The sequence below is a fragment of the Zwartia hollandica genome (genome assembly GCF_019923725.1).
Classification (GTDB): domain Bacteria; phylum Pseudomonadota; class Gammaproteobacteria; order Burkholderiales; family Burkholderiaceae_B; genus Zwartia; species Zwartia hollandica.
Genome location: NZ_JAHXRI010000007.1, coordinates 123,315 through 138,804 on the forward strand (window position 1 = coordinate 123,315; position 15,490 = coordinate 138,804).

The 15,490-nt window shown below is 53.6% G+C and carries 11 protein-coding genes and 1 pseudogene; 9 read left to right on the plus strand and 3 right to left on the minus strand.

Going from position 1 to position 15,490, the window contains the following annotated elements; translation table 11 throughout:
* Positions 1–27: 27 nt before the first annotated feature.
* The 8 genes and pseudogenes from KZZ10_RS08690 to KZZ10_RS08725 all read left to right on the plus strand — a co-directional run bounded on the left by KZZ10_RS08690 (position 28) and on the right by KZZ10_RS08725 (position 11,121).
* Positions 28–1,011 (plus strand): Bug family tripartite tricarboxylate transporter substrate binding protein, encoded by a 984-nt coding sequence (locus tag KZZ10_RS08690; protein WP_259661125.1) that lies wholly within the window; start codon positions 28–30, stop codon positions 1,009–1,011.
* A gap of 30 nt (positions 1,012–1,041) precedes the next feature.
* On the plus strand, positions 1,042–1,917 hold the full coding sequence (locus KZZ10_RS08695) for an HpcH/HpaI aldolase/citrate lyase family protein (protein WP_259661126.1): 876 nt from the start codon (positions 1,042–1,044) through the stop codon (positions 1,915–1,917).
* A 51-nt stretch (positions 1,918–1,968) separates the two neighbouring features.
* Positions 1,969–2,991, plus strand: a complete 1,023-nt coding sequence (locus tag KZZ10_RS08700) for an aldo/keto reductase (protein WP_259661127.1) — start codon at positions 1,969–1,971, stop codon at positions 2,989–2,991.
* An 82-nt stretch (positions 2,992–3,073) separates the two neighbouring features.
* Positions 3,074–5,233 (plus strand): annotated as a pseudogene (locus tag KZZ10_RS08705) (cyanophycin synthetase); the annotation flags it as partial.
* 105 nt (positions 5,234–5,338) lie between these two features.
* Positions 5,339–7,549, plus strand: a complete 2,211-nt coding sequence (locus KZZ10_RS08710; RefSeq protein ID WP_259661128.1) for a malate synthase G — start codon at positions 5,339–5,341, stop codon at positions 7,547–7,549.
* A gap of 25 nt (positions 7,550–7,574) precedes the next feature.
* Positions 7,575–9,038, plus strand: coding sequence for a M20/M25/M40 family metallo-hydrolase (locus tag KZZ10_RS08715; RefSeq protein WP_259661129.1), 1,464 nt, complete (start codon positions 7,575–7,577; stop codon positions 9,036–9,038).
* Positions 9,039–9,055: 17 nt separating this feature from the next.
* A complete protein-coding gene (locus KZZ10_RS08720) occupies positions 9,056–10,783 on the plus strand; it encodes an N-acyl-D-amino-acid deacylase family protein (RefSeq protein WP_259661130.1) in 1,728 nt (575 codons plus the stop codon).
* 20 nt (positions 10,784–10,803) lie between these two features.
* The gene (locus tag KZZ10_RS08725) at positions 10,804–11,121 is read left to right on the plus strand and encodes an NIPSNAP family protein (RefSeq protein WP_259661131.1); all 318 of its coding nucleotides are present in this window, start codon (positions 10,804–10,806) and stop codon (positions 11,119–11,121) included.
* Here KZZ10_RS08725 and KZZ10_RS08730 read toward each other — a convergent pair whose 3' ends face one another.
* Positions 11,122–11,910, minus strand: coding sequence for a 2-keto-4-pentenoate hydratase (locus KZZ10_RS08730; protein WP_259661132.1), 789 nt, complete (start codon positions 11,908–11,910; stop codon positions 11,122–11,124). It abuts the gene before it with no gap.
* Between the two features lie 108 nt (positions 11,911–12,018).
* Between KZZ10_RS08730 and KZZ10_RS08735 the strand changes: the two genes are divergently transcribed.
* Positions 12,019–12,921, plus strand: coding sequence for an ABC transporter substrate-binding protein (locus KZZ10_RS08735; protein WP_259661133.1), 903 nt, complete (start codon positions 12,019–12,021; stop codon positions 12,919–12,921).
* A gap of 21 nt (positions 12,922–12,942) precedes the next feature.
* Here KZZ10_RS08735 and KZZ10_RS08740 read toward each other — a convergent pair whose 3' ends face one another.
* Together KZZ10_RS08740 and KZZ10_RS08745 are read right to left on the minus strand one after the other, a co-directional pair.
* The gene (locus KZZ10_RS08740; RefSeq protein WP_259661134.1) at positions 12,943–13,200 is read right to left on the minus strand and encodes a ubiquitin family protein; all 258 of its coding nucleotides are present in this window, start codon (positions 13,198–13,200) and stop codon (positions 12,943–12,945) included.
* Positions 13,201–13,207: 7 nt separating this feature from the next.
* On the minus strand, positions 13,208–15,490 hold the full coding sequence (locus KZZ10_RS08745) for a xanthine dehydrogenase family protein molybdopterin-binding subunit (RefSeq protein ID WP_259661135.1): 2,283 nt from the start codon (positions 15,488–15,490) through the stop codon (positions 13,208–13,210).

Below are 15,490 nucleotides of genomic sequence, written 5' to 3' on the forward strand. Positions count from 1 at the left end.
CGTGCAAAAAATATTTTGGAGACAATCATGATTGGAAAACCCCAGTTTATTCAGCGCGCGTTGGCCTGCACCATGCTGCTGTTTACGACGCTCGCCACGCCGGCCTTTGGACAAAACAAGTATCCGGATCGGCCTGTCAAGATCATCGTGGGCTTTCCACCGGGCGGACCGACTGATATCGTCGCCCGCCTCATTGCCAACCGCTTGGAAAAAGCGCTTGGACAGTCTTTCATCGTCGAAAATAAACCGGGCGGTGGTTCAAATATCGGCTCACAAGAGGCAGCGCGGGCCAAACCGGACGGCTACACACTCTTTTTGGGTACCGTGGCCAACGCCACAAATATTTCTACGTACAAAAAACTCAATTACGACACCCAGCGTGACTTTATACCGATTAGTCAGCTAGTCTCCTCGCCGAGCATCCTTGTCGCTAACAATGACCAACCCTTCAAAACGCTACCCGAATTGATTGCGTATGCAAAGGCGAATCCTGGAAAATTGGCTTACGCGACATCTGGCCCAGGCGGTTCGCCGCACCTCGCTGGGGAAATGCTTAAGTTACGCGCAGGCATCGACTTGCTGCACGTCCCTTACAAGGGCGCTGCGCCAGCGATGAACGATGTTATTGGCGGACAGGTGGGCATCGGGTTTAAGACTGCCTCCGGCGTCACGACGACCCTTCAGGCAGGCAAGTTGCGTCCGATTGCGGTTGCGGGACGCGAGCGTATGCCCCAACTTCCTGACGTACCCACCTTGATCGAGCTAGGCTTTCCGGACTTTGAAGTGAGCTCGTGGAGCGGTCTCATGGCCCCAACCGGCACGCCTCCCGATATCATCAATCTTTTAGCCAAAACAACGATTGAGATTATGAAGTCTCCCGATATCCGCAAACAATTGGAAGGCATTGGCGCTTTTCCTGTAGGCAGCACGCCTGAAGAGTTTAAGAAATATATTGACGACGAAATTAAAAAATGGGCAGTCGTTGCAAAAGCTGCAAATATCGAACTCTAACCAACCACATCAATCTACCTAAGGTCATCAATGGGGACTTTTAGAACTTTTCTTTTCGCTCCGGCGAATCATCCTAGGCGAACTGAGAAAGCATTTACCTTGGGCGCGGACGCGGTCATCCTTGATCTTGAGGACGCCTGCGCCGTGTCGGAAAAAATTCCAAGTCGTGCAAAAGTCGTTCAAGCAATGCAACTGCCTCGTAGCTGCCTTGGATACGTTCGTGTCAATCCCATGTCAACGGTTTACGCCTTCGGGGATTTGCAAGAGACGATTCAACCAGGTCTTGATGGCGTCGTGTTACCAAAGGTCGAAACAGCGGCTGAGGCCCAAACGGCCGACTGGCTTATTACGCAGCTTGAGCGAGAGCGTGGGCTGACTCCTGGCTGCATCGATCTCATGCCAATCATTGAGACAGCCCTTGGCTTAGCGAACTTAGCTAGCATTCTTGCCAACACAGCGCGCATCAAGCGCGTCGCCTTTGGCGCAGGTGACTTCACGCTTGATCTAGGGCTACGTTGGTCGCGTAGCGAGCTCGAACTTCTTTCCTACAGAAACCAAATCGCCTTGCTTTCACGTGCGGCTGGCAAAGAGCCACCCATCGACACGGTTTGGGTGGATCTAAAGGATGCGGAAGGTTTTGAGCAGTCGACGCTGCACATCAAAGATCTTGGCTATCAAGGCAAGATGTGCATTCACCCCGATCAAATTGCTGTTGCAAATCGCTGCTTCACTCCAACGAGCGAACAGGTAGCTCGAGCGCAACGCGTAGTCGATGCCTTCGCTGCAGCCGAAGCTGCAGGCTCGTCGTCGATCCAGTTGGATGGGCAGTTCATCGACTACCCGATCGTGTATGCCGCGCAACGCGTACTGGCGATTAGTGAAAAAATCGCCAAGCTCGCCGTGTGATAACGTGCGGCCGCAGTTTCTCCTAGCCACCCTTTTCTGCACTCATCAACCATGACAAACACGACGACGCCCCAGTACATTACTCTCGGTAACAGCGGCCTGCGCGTGCCGCGCCTTTGGTTAGGCGCGATGATGTTTGGTGATCAAACCGACGAAAGTGTTGCGCGTGAAATGATTGCGGTGACTCGCGATGCAGGACTCAACGCTATTGATACGGCAGATAATTACGCCAACGGCGAGTCTGAACGCATGGTTGGCCGCCTGATCGCTCAGGACCGCTCGCGCTGGGTACTTGCGACTAAAGTTGCAAATGCGATTGGCAAAGAACCAAATGACAAAGGACTATCGCGTCGCTGGGTCACACAAGAGGTGGACAACAGTCTCAAGCGCTTGGGCACCGACTGGATTGATGTCTACTACATGCATAAGGATGACGAAGTCACGCCGATCGAAGAAACCTTATCAACCTTTGCCAGACTAATTGAACAAGGGAAGATTCGGTATTACGGGATCTCAAACTTCCGTGGATGGCGCGTGGCCCGTATGGTCGAGACTGCCCGAAAAATGGGGATTCCGCAGCCCATCGTTTGTCAACCTCCCTACAGCGCGGTGACCCGCCTGATAGAGACGGAAGTGATTCCAGCGTGCGAACATTATGGCGTGGGCGTTGTCGCCTACAGCCCCTTAGCGCGCGGAGTCTTGACCGGTAAATATGCTCCGAATGTCGAACCTGATGCCCAAAGTCGCGCCGGCCGAGGAGATCGTCGTATTCATCAAACGGAGTTCCGCCCTGAATCCCTAGAAGTGGCAAACGCCCTCAAAAAACATGCTGAAAGTCGTAATCTCAGTGCAACACAGTTCGCCATTGCCTGGGCACTCAGCAATAAGCTTTTGAGCGGTGTCATCGGCGGCCCTCGCACACTTGAGCAATGGAAAGACTATGTGGCAGCACTAGCAGTGCAATTACTACCAGAGGATGAAGTGCTGGTGGATTCGCTCGTGCCACCCGGCTATGCCTCAACGCACGGCTTTGTCGACCCTCAGTATCCTATCAAGGGTCGCAAACCGCGTTAAGACAGATTCACACTAAAAACAGAGGTATTTCGCAGCAGTTTTAAGGTGATAATAAGCGCTTAGAAACATCCTTGTATGCATCATGACCAAGCGCGACATCGTTATTCGGCGAATTATCTTTTTGCGGGGGCCAAATATTTGGGCCTACCGCGCCACGATCGAGGCGCTCGTCGATATCGGCGACCTAGAGGACTGCCCATCTAATACAGTCCCTGGTCTGTACGAACGACTGACCACCATGCTCCCAAGCTTGATTGAACATCGCTGCAGTCCGGGTGTGCGGGGTGGCTTTTTAATGCGCCTTAAAGAGGGCACTTGGCCTTGCCACATTATGGAGCATGTCGCGCTGGCACTCCAAGACCTAGCGGGTGTGCCTGGCTATGGCTTTGGACGTGCGCGTGAAACAGAAGAGCGCGGTGTGTACAAAGTCATGATTAGCGGATGGCAAGAAGATGTCACCCGCGCAGCACTGTACACGGCCCGTGATTTAGTACTCGCGGCGATTGAGGACCAACCTTATGATTTTGATGCAGCGCTTGAGGCGCTGCGTGATCTCGCGCAGGATCTTTGCCTTGGTCCAAGCACTGCCTCGATGGTGCTCGCAGCCGATGATCGACAAATCGCCGCCACCCGCTTGAGTTCTGGAAATCTCGTTCAATTTGGCTATGGCGCCAAGCAGCGCCGCATCTGGACAGCAGAAACGGATCAGACAAGTGCGATTGCCGAGACAATCTCGCGTGACAAGGACCTGACGAAATCGCTGCTAGAGGCGTGTGGTGTTCCCATACCCCAAGGGCGTGCTGTAGATAGCGCCGCTGACGCTTGGGATGCTGCACAAGACATTGGACTACCCGTCGTCGTCAAGCCCCTTGATGGCAACCACGGACGAGGCGTCTTCATTAATCTTGAAACGCAACAAGAAATTGAAGCTGCCTACGAAGTCGCCGTCGATGAAGGCTCGGGCGTTCTCGTTGAGAAATTCATCCGTGGCAACGAACATCGTTTGCTCATCGTGGGCGGTAAGCTCGCTGCCGCAGCCAAGGGCCAAATGGCAAGTGTCATTGGGGATGGCATACAGACGGTCAACGAACTGATTGCCTCACAGATCAATTCCGATCCGCGTCGTGGTCGCGGCGAAGAACAACCACTGAACCCCATTCGCATCGACTCCGCCGCAAGACTGGAACTTAAACGCCAAGGCTTTCATGCCGATAGCGTGATCCCAGCTGGACGCGAAGTCTTAATTCAACGTAACGGAAACGTTGCATTCGATTGCACCAGTTCCGTCCATCCGGAAGTCGCTGCAATGGCTGCTCTAGCAGCAAAGACCGTTGGCTTGGATATCGCTGGCATCGACTTAGTTGCAGAGGACATTTCTAAACCCATGCGGGACCAAGGCGCAGCGATCGTAGAGGTCAACGCCGGCCCCGGGCTGCTCATGCATCTCAAGCCAGCCGAAGGTACGTCGCAACCCGTTGGGCGCACGATCGTTGATTACATGTTTCCAGGTGACGAGAACGGCAGTATCCCACTGATTGGTATTACTGGATCAAGCGGCACTACCGAGGTTTCAAACTTGGTTTTTCACCTTCTCAAACAGAGTGGCGATTGTGTTGCCTTGGCGAATACGTCAGGACTGTACGTCGGCAATCGAGTACTACACCAGCGCGATAGCGCGAACTGGAAACAGGCGCAACGGGTCTTGCTGAACAAAGACGTCGAAGCAGCGGTGATTGAGAATCAAGGCTTGCAAATCCTGACTGAAGGGCTTGCCTATGAACACTGTAGTGTCGGCATTGTCACCAACATCGCATACTCTGATGCATACAAACATCCAGATGTTGCCTATCACGCCTTCGAAGATGCTGAAGATCTGATTAAGATTTTCCGCACACAAGTGGATGTTGTATACAGAACTGGTCACGGGATCCTCAACGCGCAGGACGAAAACGTTGTTGCCTTGGCGGAGTACTGCGATGGTGAGATTGTTTTTTACGCGCGCGCTCCTGACAACAAAGTTTTGCAAGAGCATCTTGCTGCCGGTAAACGTGCCGTAACCATAGAAAGCTCATACGTGACGCTCATGACTGGAACTGAACGCCTTGCGGTCTTTTCGCTCGAAGCGCTTTCCCCTCGTATAAGAGAAACACCCCAAACGCTCGACACAATTCTGGCATCTGCCGCAGCCGCCTGGGTTTCAAAACTTTCAGTCGAACAAATTCGAGCCGGGCTGACCTCCTATGTGTTTTAGTTCAAGCCGTTAAACAGCACGGGGACCGCCTTTTCGAGCGGGAATCCTTAGTAAAATACTCAATTATTTATTTATATTCACAAAGGCTGATCACGCATGACTGCTCGCACTTCTTGCCACCGTCTACACGTTGCCAACCCGCTCTACAACTTTATCGAACAACAAGTACTTCCGGGCACTGGCGTAACCCCTGCGGACTTCTGGAAAGGCTTCGATGCCATCGTGCACGATCTCGGACCCAAAAATGCAGCGCTACTTGCCGAGCGTGATCGCATCCAAACAGAGATGGACGCATGGCATCGGGCACACCCGGGTCCTATTCAGGACATGCCTGCCTACAAAGCCTTTCTGACAAAAATCGGCTACCTCGTGGCGGTTCCCGCCAACGCTCGAGCCACCACGACCAATGTGGACGCCGAGCTCGCCTTGCAGGCAGGCCCTCAGCTTGTCGTTCCAGTCCTGAATGCACGCTATGCGCTGAATGCTGCGAATGCGCGTTGGGGCTCGCTGTATGACGCCCTCTATGGCACCGACGCGATCTCCGAGGATGGCGGAGCAACGCGTGCCGGCGGCTATAACCCCGTGCGAGGCGCCAAGGTCATTGCCTATGGACGCAAGTTCTTAGATCAAGCCGCTGCCCTCGCCTCTGGATCGCATAGCGATGTGACGCGCTACGCTGTAAAAGCGGGCTCCTTAACTGCGACGCTTAAAAATGGCTCGATTACTGGACTTGCCGACAGCAGCAAGTTTGTCGGCTACCAGGGTGATGCGTCCGCTCCGAGTGCTGTGCTACTCGTTAACAATGGACTGCACATCGACATTCAGATTAACAGCACCACAAGCATCGGCCAGACCGATCCTGCCGGCGTCAGTGACATTATTCTTGAGGCAGCACTTTCAACGATTCTCGACCTAGAAGACTCGGTTGCTGTCGTCGATGCAGACGACAAAGTGCTGGCCTACAGCAATTGGCTCGGCATCCTGAAAGGCACGCTTGTTGAGAGCGTAAGCAAGGGCGGTAAAACATTTAATCGTACGCTCAACGCTGATCGTAAGTACACCGCAGCTGCTGGTGCTAAAGGGACCAAAGATGGCGTAGTCACTTTGCACGGTCGTTCGTTGCTATTTTTGCGTAACGTTGGGCACCTGATGACCAACCCTGCAATCATTGATGGTAATGGCAACGAGATCTTCGAAGGTATTTTGGATGCGGTGGTCACGGTCGCGATCGCCCTGCACGACTTAAAGCGTACTAAGGACCATGCCTTCGGCAATTCACGCACTGGCTCGGTCTATATCGTGAAGCCAAAAATGCATGGGCCAGCCGAAGTCGCTTTTGCAAACGAACTGTTTGGTCGTGTCGAAGCAATCCTCGGTTTGCCCGCCAACACTGTGAAGCTGGGCATTATGGACGAAGAGCGCCGCACGAGCGTCAACCTCAAGGCGTGCATCAACGCGGCACCAGCGCGAGTGGCCTTTATCAACACAGGGTTCCTTGATCGGACCGGCGATGAAATGCACACGGCGATGCAAGCTGGACCAATGATCCGCAAGGGCGATATGAAATCCAGTGCTTGGCTGTCCGCTTACGAGCGCAGCAACGTGCTGACAGGTCTGTCATGCGGTTTGCGCGGTCGCGCTCAGATTGGTAAAGGGATGTGGGCGATGCCGGACCTCATGGCGGCAATGCTAGAACAAAAAATTGCACACCCGAAAGCCGGTGCCAACACTGCCTGGGTGCCCTCACCAACAGCTGCGACGCTGCATGCTCTGCACTACCATCAAGTAGACGTTGCAGCCGTGCAGTCTGAGTTAGAAAAACTTGACGCACCTAAAGAAATTGATCGCCTGCTAAACGATATCTTACAAATCCCCGTTGCGGCCAAGCCTTCATGGTCGGCGGCTGACATTCAGCAAGAGCTTGATAACAACGCACAAGGGATTCTCGGTTACGTCGTACGCTGGATTGATCAAGGCGTGGGTTGCTCCAAAGTCCCCGACATTCATAACGTCGGCCTGATGGAAGACCGTGCCACACTGCGCATCTCAAGTCAGCATATTGCGAATTGGCTCCAACATGGCATTGTCACCGAAGCGCAAGTCAACGAAACCTTGCAGCGCATGGCGAAGGTCGTGGATGGCCAAAATGCTAGCGACCCCCTCTACAAACCAATGGCACCTAATTTCGAGGCATCGTACGCCTACCGTGCCGCGCGCGATCTGGTGCTCAAAGGTCTCGAGCAGCCCAGCGGCTACACCGAGCCGCTACTGCACGCCTGGCGCCTGAAAGTGAAAGCACAAGCCTAACCAGCTGTTTACCAAAGGAATTTTGATGAATGCACCCGTCCCCAATTTAGATACGGCCCAAGTCCTCTCTTCGGTTACTAAGGCCTGGGACGAGGACCTTGTCGGTCAATTAAGTGACTACATCGAGATTCCTGCGAAATCTCCCGCCTTTGATCCAAATTGGCTTCAGGCAGGATACCTCGACACCGTCGTGCAGCGCGCAGCGACTTGGATTGAAGCGCAGAAGGTGCCCGGCCTAAAACTCGAAGTGCTTCGACTGCCTGGTCGTACACCTGTGATGTTTTTTGAAGTTGCGGCAACGCGTGCGTCAACACCGAGCAGCCAAACCATCCTCATGTATGGTCACCTGGACAAGCAGCCCGAATTCGACGGCTGGCGTGCAGGACTAGGCCCATGGACACCTCAGTACCTGGATGGCAAACTGTATGGGCGCGGTGGTGCTGATGATGGCTATGCAGCCTACGCAGCGATTACTGCGATTCAGGCGCTTAAAGAGCAAAAGATTGAGCACCCGCGCATTGTGGGCTTGATTGAAACCTGTGAAGAAAGTGGCTCACCAGACCTACTCCCCTACATCGATGTCTTAAAACCTAAGATGGGCGATGTGGGCTTAGTCATTTGTTTAGATAGCGGCGCAGGCAACTACGATCAGTTGTGGCTAACCACCAGTCTACGCGGCATGGCCGCAGGCGTACTCAAAGTGGAAATCCTCACAGAGGGCATTCACTCCGGTGACGCCTCGGGTTTGGTTCCCTCCAGCTTTCGCATCATGCGACAAGTACTGGACCGTCTAGAGGACAGCGAGACAGGTAGGCTGCTGCCGCAAAGCTTTCATTGCGAAATGCCTGTCGAGCGCAAGCAGCAAGCACAAGCAACCGCAGCAATTCTGGGCGACCAAATCTACAAGCGCTTCCCCTGGGCTCACCATGACTGTGGCGGTTCAACGCTATTCGCCATTCCTACCACGCTGGATCCGGTCGAAGCGCTTGTACGTCGGACATGGATGCCAACGCTCAGCGTGACCGGGGCTGAAGGCTTCCCCGCACTCAAAGACGCGGGCAACGTTTTACGTCCCTACACAGCCTTCAAACTGAGCTTAAGACTGCCCCCACTTATCGATGCTGCTGCCGCCGTCGCCGAACTAAAGACGCTACTCGAAGACAACGCCCCCTACCAAGCTAAAGTCACCTTCCATGCCGAAGGTGCCTCAAGCGGTTGGAACGCGCCGACGACGGCACCTTGGTTTGAACAGGCGCTCAACAATGCCAGCATGGCGCATTTTCAAGCGCCCGTTGGATACATTGGTCAAGGCGGCACGATTCCGCTGATGAACTTACTGAGCCAAGGTTTTCCCAAAGCACAAATGATGGTGTGCGGTGTCCTCGGACCAAAGTCCAACGCACACGGCCCCAACGAGTTTTTACATGTCCCTTATGCTAAAAAACTCACTGCCGCAGTGGCACAAGTGATGGCGCAGTTCCCCTCCTAAACTTTAAAAAACTCATCATGACAAGCGCAGCAACTCTCATTATTCGTAACGGACTCATCGTTGACGGCACAGGTGGGAAACCATTTGTTGGAGACGTCAAGATAGTTGATGGAATCATCGCCCAGGTGGGCACAGTCTCCGGCACGGCAGACAAAGAGATAGACGCGAAAGGGATGTTGATCACCCCGGGCTTTGTCGACATCCATACGCACTACGACGGTCAAGTTACTTGGAGTAATAAGCTAGCCTCCTCGTCTCAGCTAGGCGTCACGACTGTCGTGGTGGGGAACTGCGGTGTCGGTTTTGCTCCGTGCAAAGAAGAGCATCGGGACATTATGATGCGACTGATGGAAGGCGTAGAAGACATCCCTGGCATCGTACTTGAGGAAGGCTTGCCCTGGAACTGGAGCACCTTTCCCGAGTATCTCGATGCGTTGGAAGCAAGACAATTTGATATTGATGTGGCGACACAAATCGGTCATGCACCGCTGCGTATTCATGTGATGGGTGATCGTGGCGCGGCACGAGAGCCCGCCTCGGCAAAAGATAATGCAGAAATGGCCCGCCTTGCGGCAGAGGCCGTCAAGGCAGGTGCGCTTGGGTTTACTACCTCGCGTACCATCTTGCACCGTAGTAGCGATGGCAGCCAAACACCGAGCCTGGGCGCTGCCGAAAGTGAGTTGACCGCGATTGCGAAAGGACTGGGAGAAATAGGCTTAGGTACGCTGCAATTGGTAACGGACTTCGACGATGTCGACGCTGAGTTCGCCATGTTGCGTCGGATTGTTGAGGCTTCAGGCCGTCCACTTTCTTTGACCTTGCTTCAGCATGAACACCTTCCAAATCGCTGGAGACGCGTCATGGAGCATATGCATGAGGCTACCGATGCTGGTCTAAAGATGAAGGCGCAAGTGGGAGCCCGCCCTGTCGCTCTGATTTTCAGTTTTGCGCTATCGCTTTGTCCGTTCACGCAACTACCCTCGTTTGAAGCGCTAAAGAATCTAAGCCCTGAAGAACGCCTTAAACAGCTTCGCGACTCAGCGGTTCGTGAAAAAATTCTTGCCGAGGAACATACCGAGGCTATGTATAAGCGTCGTGTGGCTAACTTCGAAAACCTCTACCCTCTTGGCGATCCACCCGACTACGAACCAGCCCCCGAAGACAGCATTGCGGGGCGTGCACGCCGAGCTGGTCAAGAGCCAGCGGCTTTTGCTTATGACTATCTGCTTGGTGACAACGGTACGGCAATGCTTTACCGACCGCTCTACAACTATGCCGATCAAAATCACGATGTCTTAAGAGAGATGTTGCTTGATCGCGATACGGTCCCCGGATTGAGTGATGGCGGTGCACATTACGGGTATATCTGTGACACGAGTTTTCCCACTTATTTGCTCACACACTGGGCTCGGGACCGGACCCGCGGAGAAAAAATTCCACTGGAAGATCTCGTTAAGTGGCAAACCCAAGATACCGCAGCAACGGTTGGACTCAATGATCGTGGGCAGCTCAAGCCTGGCTTCAAAGGCGATATCAACATTATCGATTTTGCAAAGCTCAAGCTACATGCTCCCAAAATCGTCTACGACTTGCCGGCTGGCGGCCGTCGCCTTGGGCAGACCGCTGAAGGTTTTATAGCCACCATCGTTTCGGGCGTGGTCACTTACCAGAATGGTGTGGCGACCGGAGAACTACCAGGAAAGCTTATTCGCGGCGCACAGCAGGCACAAAGCATCGCAGCCTAACTTTTATAACGGAGACAACAATGGCAATTTACGAACTGCGCACCTACACCGTAACCGTAGGTAAGATGAACGATGTGATCGCACTCTACAAAGCGGAGGGCTGGCCCGCATTATCGAAACACCCACAAAAACTTTGCGGCTACTTTACTGGCGACATCGGTGCATTGAATCAACTCGTACACCTTTGGAAATTTGATGATGATGCTGATCGACGTGCCTTTTGGGCAGGCGTTTACGGCGATCAAGCCTTCATGAACTTCGCGAAACAACTACGCCCAATGTTGCAACAACAAGAAAACAAGCTGTTACTAGGCGCGCCCTGGGGCCCGAATCCCTAGCTAGTCAAAACGGGTCTCTACACGACCAAACGTACCAAAATCGGCGATCAAATGATCGCCGATTTTTACTGGAACCGGCACCACGCAGGTGCCCGTCATCACGATCTCGCCTGCCTTGAGCTGCATGCCGTGATCGAGTAATTCATTGGCGAGCCAGGCAAGTGCGATACGCGGATCACCCAGCACGTTGCTGCCGACACCCTTGGCAACGTGTGTCCCGTTTTGTACAACGCTTACCTGATGCTGTGCTAAATCAATGCTGCGCCAATCTTGTGTCACTTCGCGACCCAACACAACGAAGCATGCGCATGCAAAGTCTGCAATCAATTGAGCCTCGCCTGCTTTCGCGAAATCCATAAAGCGTGAATTAGGAATCTCAATCGCAATATGCAGAGCTTGCACACAATCCATCACCTCACTCACACTGAGCGGCTTCGCCGATGGACGCGCTACATCGCGTCCAATGCGAAAGGCAAACTCAGCCTCCGCAACAGCCATCGCATTGCGACTCAAGGATATCTCTTGCGCCTCAGGTAAACAACGTGATTGCAGCAAGCGACCTGCAAGCGGCCCACTGACACCGATATGCTGCTGTCCGGCCTGACTCGTTGCGGCAATTTTCCAACCCAAGGGTGCCTCGTGGCACGCATCAAAGAGCGCTTGCTGTAAGGCGTATGCCTGCGACCGACTCTGAGGCCGGCAGGCCGCCGTTATCTCTTCGATACGGGAGTGCTCGTGCCACGCGGGCAACAATTCATTAACGGCTTGTTGGAGTTGGGCTGTGTTCATAAATAGATCTTAATAACGCGTTTGAAATGCAAAGGAAATGACCATCGCATTAAGTTAACATCCTCCAATGTGCCAGTACAGCTAATGACTTACATCAAAGGTATCTTCATGAAAAAAATCATGCTTGGTGCGATCTCTCGCAACTACTTCAACTTGCCCATCTGGATCGCATCCCATCAGGGTATGTTTGAACAAGAAGGCCTGGATGTCACGATCGACTTGCATGAGCCTATTGATGAAGTATGGCGGCGACTACAAGACGGTCGTCTCGATATCGCCCTCGGAGTAACCGAACATATTATTTTGGATAGTGAAGGTGGCGGAACCTTAGAAATCATTGGCGGCAATATTAATCGCCTGCCCTTCTCCTTTATCTCAGGTAAAGATGTCAAAACCTTTGAGGACTTACGCGGCCGTACCGTGGGCGTGTCTTCTATTGAAGCCGGTAGTTCATCGCTTGTCATGAAGATTATGTCGGCCCAGGGCCTGCACTACCCACAAGACTATAAGATTGTGGCGTGCGGTCCAATCCTCGCCCGCTGGGAGATGCTTCAAGCCGGAAAAATTGATGCCGGTCTTCAAGGCGCACCGCTAAACTACATTGCGCTCGATCAAGGCTACAACTCTCTTTGCGAGCCACGCGAAAGCTTTCCCTGGTTTCAGTTCACCTCATTGAATGTCGACAGTCGTTGGGCGCGCGCAAACCATGCAACGGTCGTCGCTTTCATGCGCGCCTTCATACGTGCACACGACTGGTTTTATGCCAACAAAGCGGGTTGTCAAAAAATTGCTGTGGCTGAGACTGGCATCACACCGGAATACGCAGATCGCGCGTGGGAAGAGTACACCCAAGCAGAGATATTCCCAAGAAATGCGCAAGCAAATCCCGATTCAATTCAGTCGCTCATTGAGATTAGCGCGCTATTACGCAATGTGCCCAAACGTGCGGGCACACAAGCGCATTCCTATATAAATGAAACCTACCTGAACGAGGCGCGGCAATCGCTGTGATTACGGTCGGTTTTTAGCTGACTAGCCGCCCTCGATTCGCGGGATAAAGAACACCTCGCCTCCCGAGCGTATGGCCTGGGTGTAGACGACCTCATGGATCACACCATCAATCGCAATTGAGGTTTCTTCTTCGAGGTGCTCACCCAGACCGGGAAAGAGTTCGTCCATCGCACGAATCACACCGCGTACGGTTCGCGCTTGGACCTCGAACTCTCTTACACCGTTCGTATATCGCCTGCTGAAGCCGCCGGTCAACATGACCCGGACGGCTTGCGGCAAAGCAGCGTTACCCGCGCCCTGCATCTAAGGCGGCAAGCACACGTGGAGGTGACATCGGCAATTCCGTCATGCGAGTACCGGTCGCACGCTCAATTGCGTTAGCAACAGCGGCCATTGGTGGAACGATGTTGGCCTCTCCCACGCCCTTCACACCAAACGGGTGGTTCGGGTTAGGCACTTCAACCATAATCGCTTCAATCATTGGCAAATCAGAGGCCACAGGAATACGGTAATCGAGGAAGCCTGCGTTCGACAGACGTCCCTGCTTGTCGTAGATGTATTCCTCGTTCAACGCCCAACCAATACCCTGTACCACGCCACCTTGAATCTGGCCTTCGCAGTACTTGGGGTGAATCGCACGACCAACGTCTTGTGCAGCAACAAAACGCAAGATCTTCACCGCACCGGTTTCTGGATCGACTTCTACATCGCAGAACTGCGTTGAGAAGCCAGGCGCTTGGCCACCGGCGTTGATTGAGGACTCCACACCAATCGGACCGCCTGTCACAGCACGCTTTGCGGCAATTGCTTTGAGTGACAGCGGCTCAAACGCGCCGACGCTCTTGTCGGCGGGCTTGGCATAACCATCTTCCCAAATCACGCCTTTGACATCGACATCCCACATCAAAGCTGCACGCGCACGTAACTCTTCGATGATCTTATTGCACGCTTCCACCACAACCATTCCAGTTGCATACGTGACGCGTGAACCACCGGTAACGTGGTTGTAGCCAATCGAAGCCGTATCGGCAACAGTCGAACGCACGCTTTCGTATGGAACACCCAGTGTCTCAGCTGCCATCAACGCCATCGATGCACGCGAACCGCCGACGTCCATACTACCTGTCGCGATCACAACCGTGCCGTCTTCGTTAATGTGCACCGAGGCGGTCGACTCACCGCCACCGTTAAACCAGAAGCCCGAGGCGACGCCACGGCCTTGGTTTTTACCCAACGGCTTGTTGTACTCAGGATGGTCAAGCAGTGCCTGAATCGTTTCGGCGTAGCCATCGTGCGAATGTTTTGGACCCCATATCGTGGGCGAACCAGCCTTCACTGCGTTTTTAAGACGCAACTTCAGTGGATCCATTCCAATTTTCTTTGCCAAGATATCAAGAACGCTTTCAACAGCGAAAGCGGAGATGGGCGAGCCCGGTGCGCGGTACGCAGCCGACTTGGGGCGATTCGACACGACATCAAATCCGATCGCGCGCGCGTTTGGAATGATGTACGGGGCAAACGCACACATTGTTGCGTTCATCACAGGCGAACCTGGGAATGCACCCGCTTGAAACTTAAACAGGCCATCTGCTGCGACAATGGTGCCGTCCTTCTTCACGCCGATCTTGACTGTCATCGATGCGCCAGAAGTAGGACCAGTCGCTTTGAACGTATCCTCACGGGACATCATCAGCTTGACCGGATGACCAGACTTGCGTGCCAACGCCAGGGCAAGAGGTTCGACGTATACAACGGTCTTGCCGCCGAAGCCGCCACCGATCTCTGCCGGATGCACCAGCAGATTACCAATATCAATGCCGAGCAGCTTCGACGTGTAAGCACGCACCACAAAGTGGCCCTGGCTCGATGACCAGAGTTCACACTGACCATCCGCACCGTAACGTGCCAAGCAGGAATGCGGCTCGATATAACCTTGATGCACCGCAGCTGTTTTGAAGCTCATCTCAACGACTTCATCGGCTGATGCAAAACCAGCCTCGAGATCACCAATCTTGAACTCTAAACGCTTTGAAATATTCGAAGGCTTGGTCGGTGCTGGATCAAAGCCGCGAGGGATCATGTCCTCAAACAGTAGAGGCGCATCAGGCTTCATTGCGTCATCTACATCGATTACGTGAGGCAACACTTCGAAATCCACTTCGATCAAACGCACTGCTTGATCCGCGATGGCTGCAGTCGTTGCAGCAACGGCTGCAATCGCATGCCCTTCGTATAAGGCCTTTTCACGCGCCAAGATATTACGCGTCATGTGCCAGTAGTTCACTGCGACGCGCTCAGGACCAACGTAATCAAACGGCTGGTTTGGCAAATCCGCGGCAGTAATAATTGCCTTCACGCCGGGCAAGGCAAGCGCCTTGGCGGTATTGATCGAACGAATTCGAGCATGCGCATGCGGTGAACGCAGCACTTTTGCCCACAACATACCAGGCAAGGAATAGTCGGCACCGTATTGCGCTAAACCGGTAACCTTTGGCACGCCGTCCGGACGAACCGGGCTCGTACCTACGGATTTCAATGTTTGCTGTGTGTTCTTTGTATTGGTCAACAT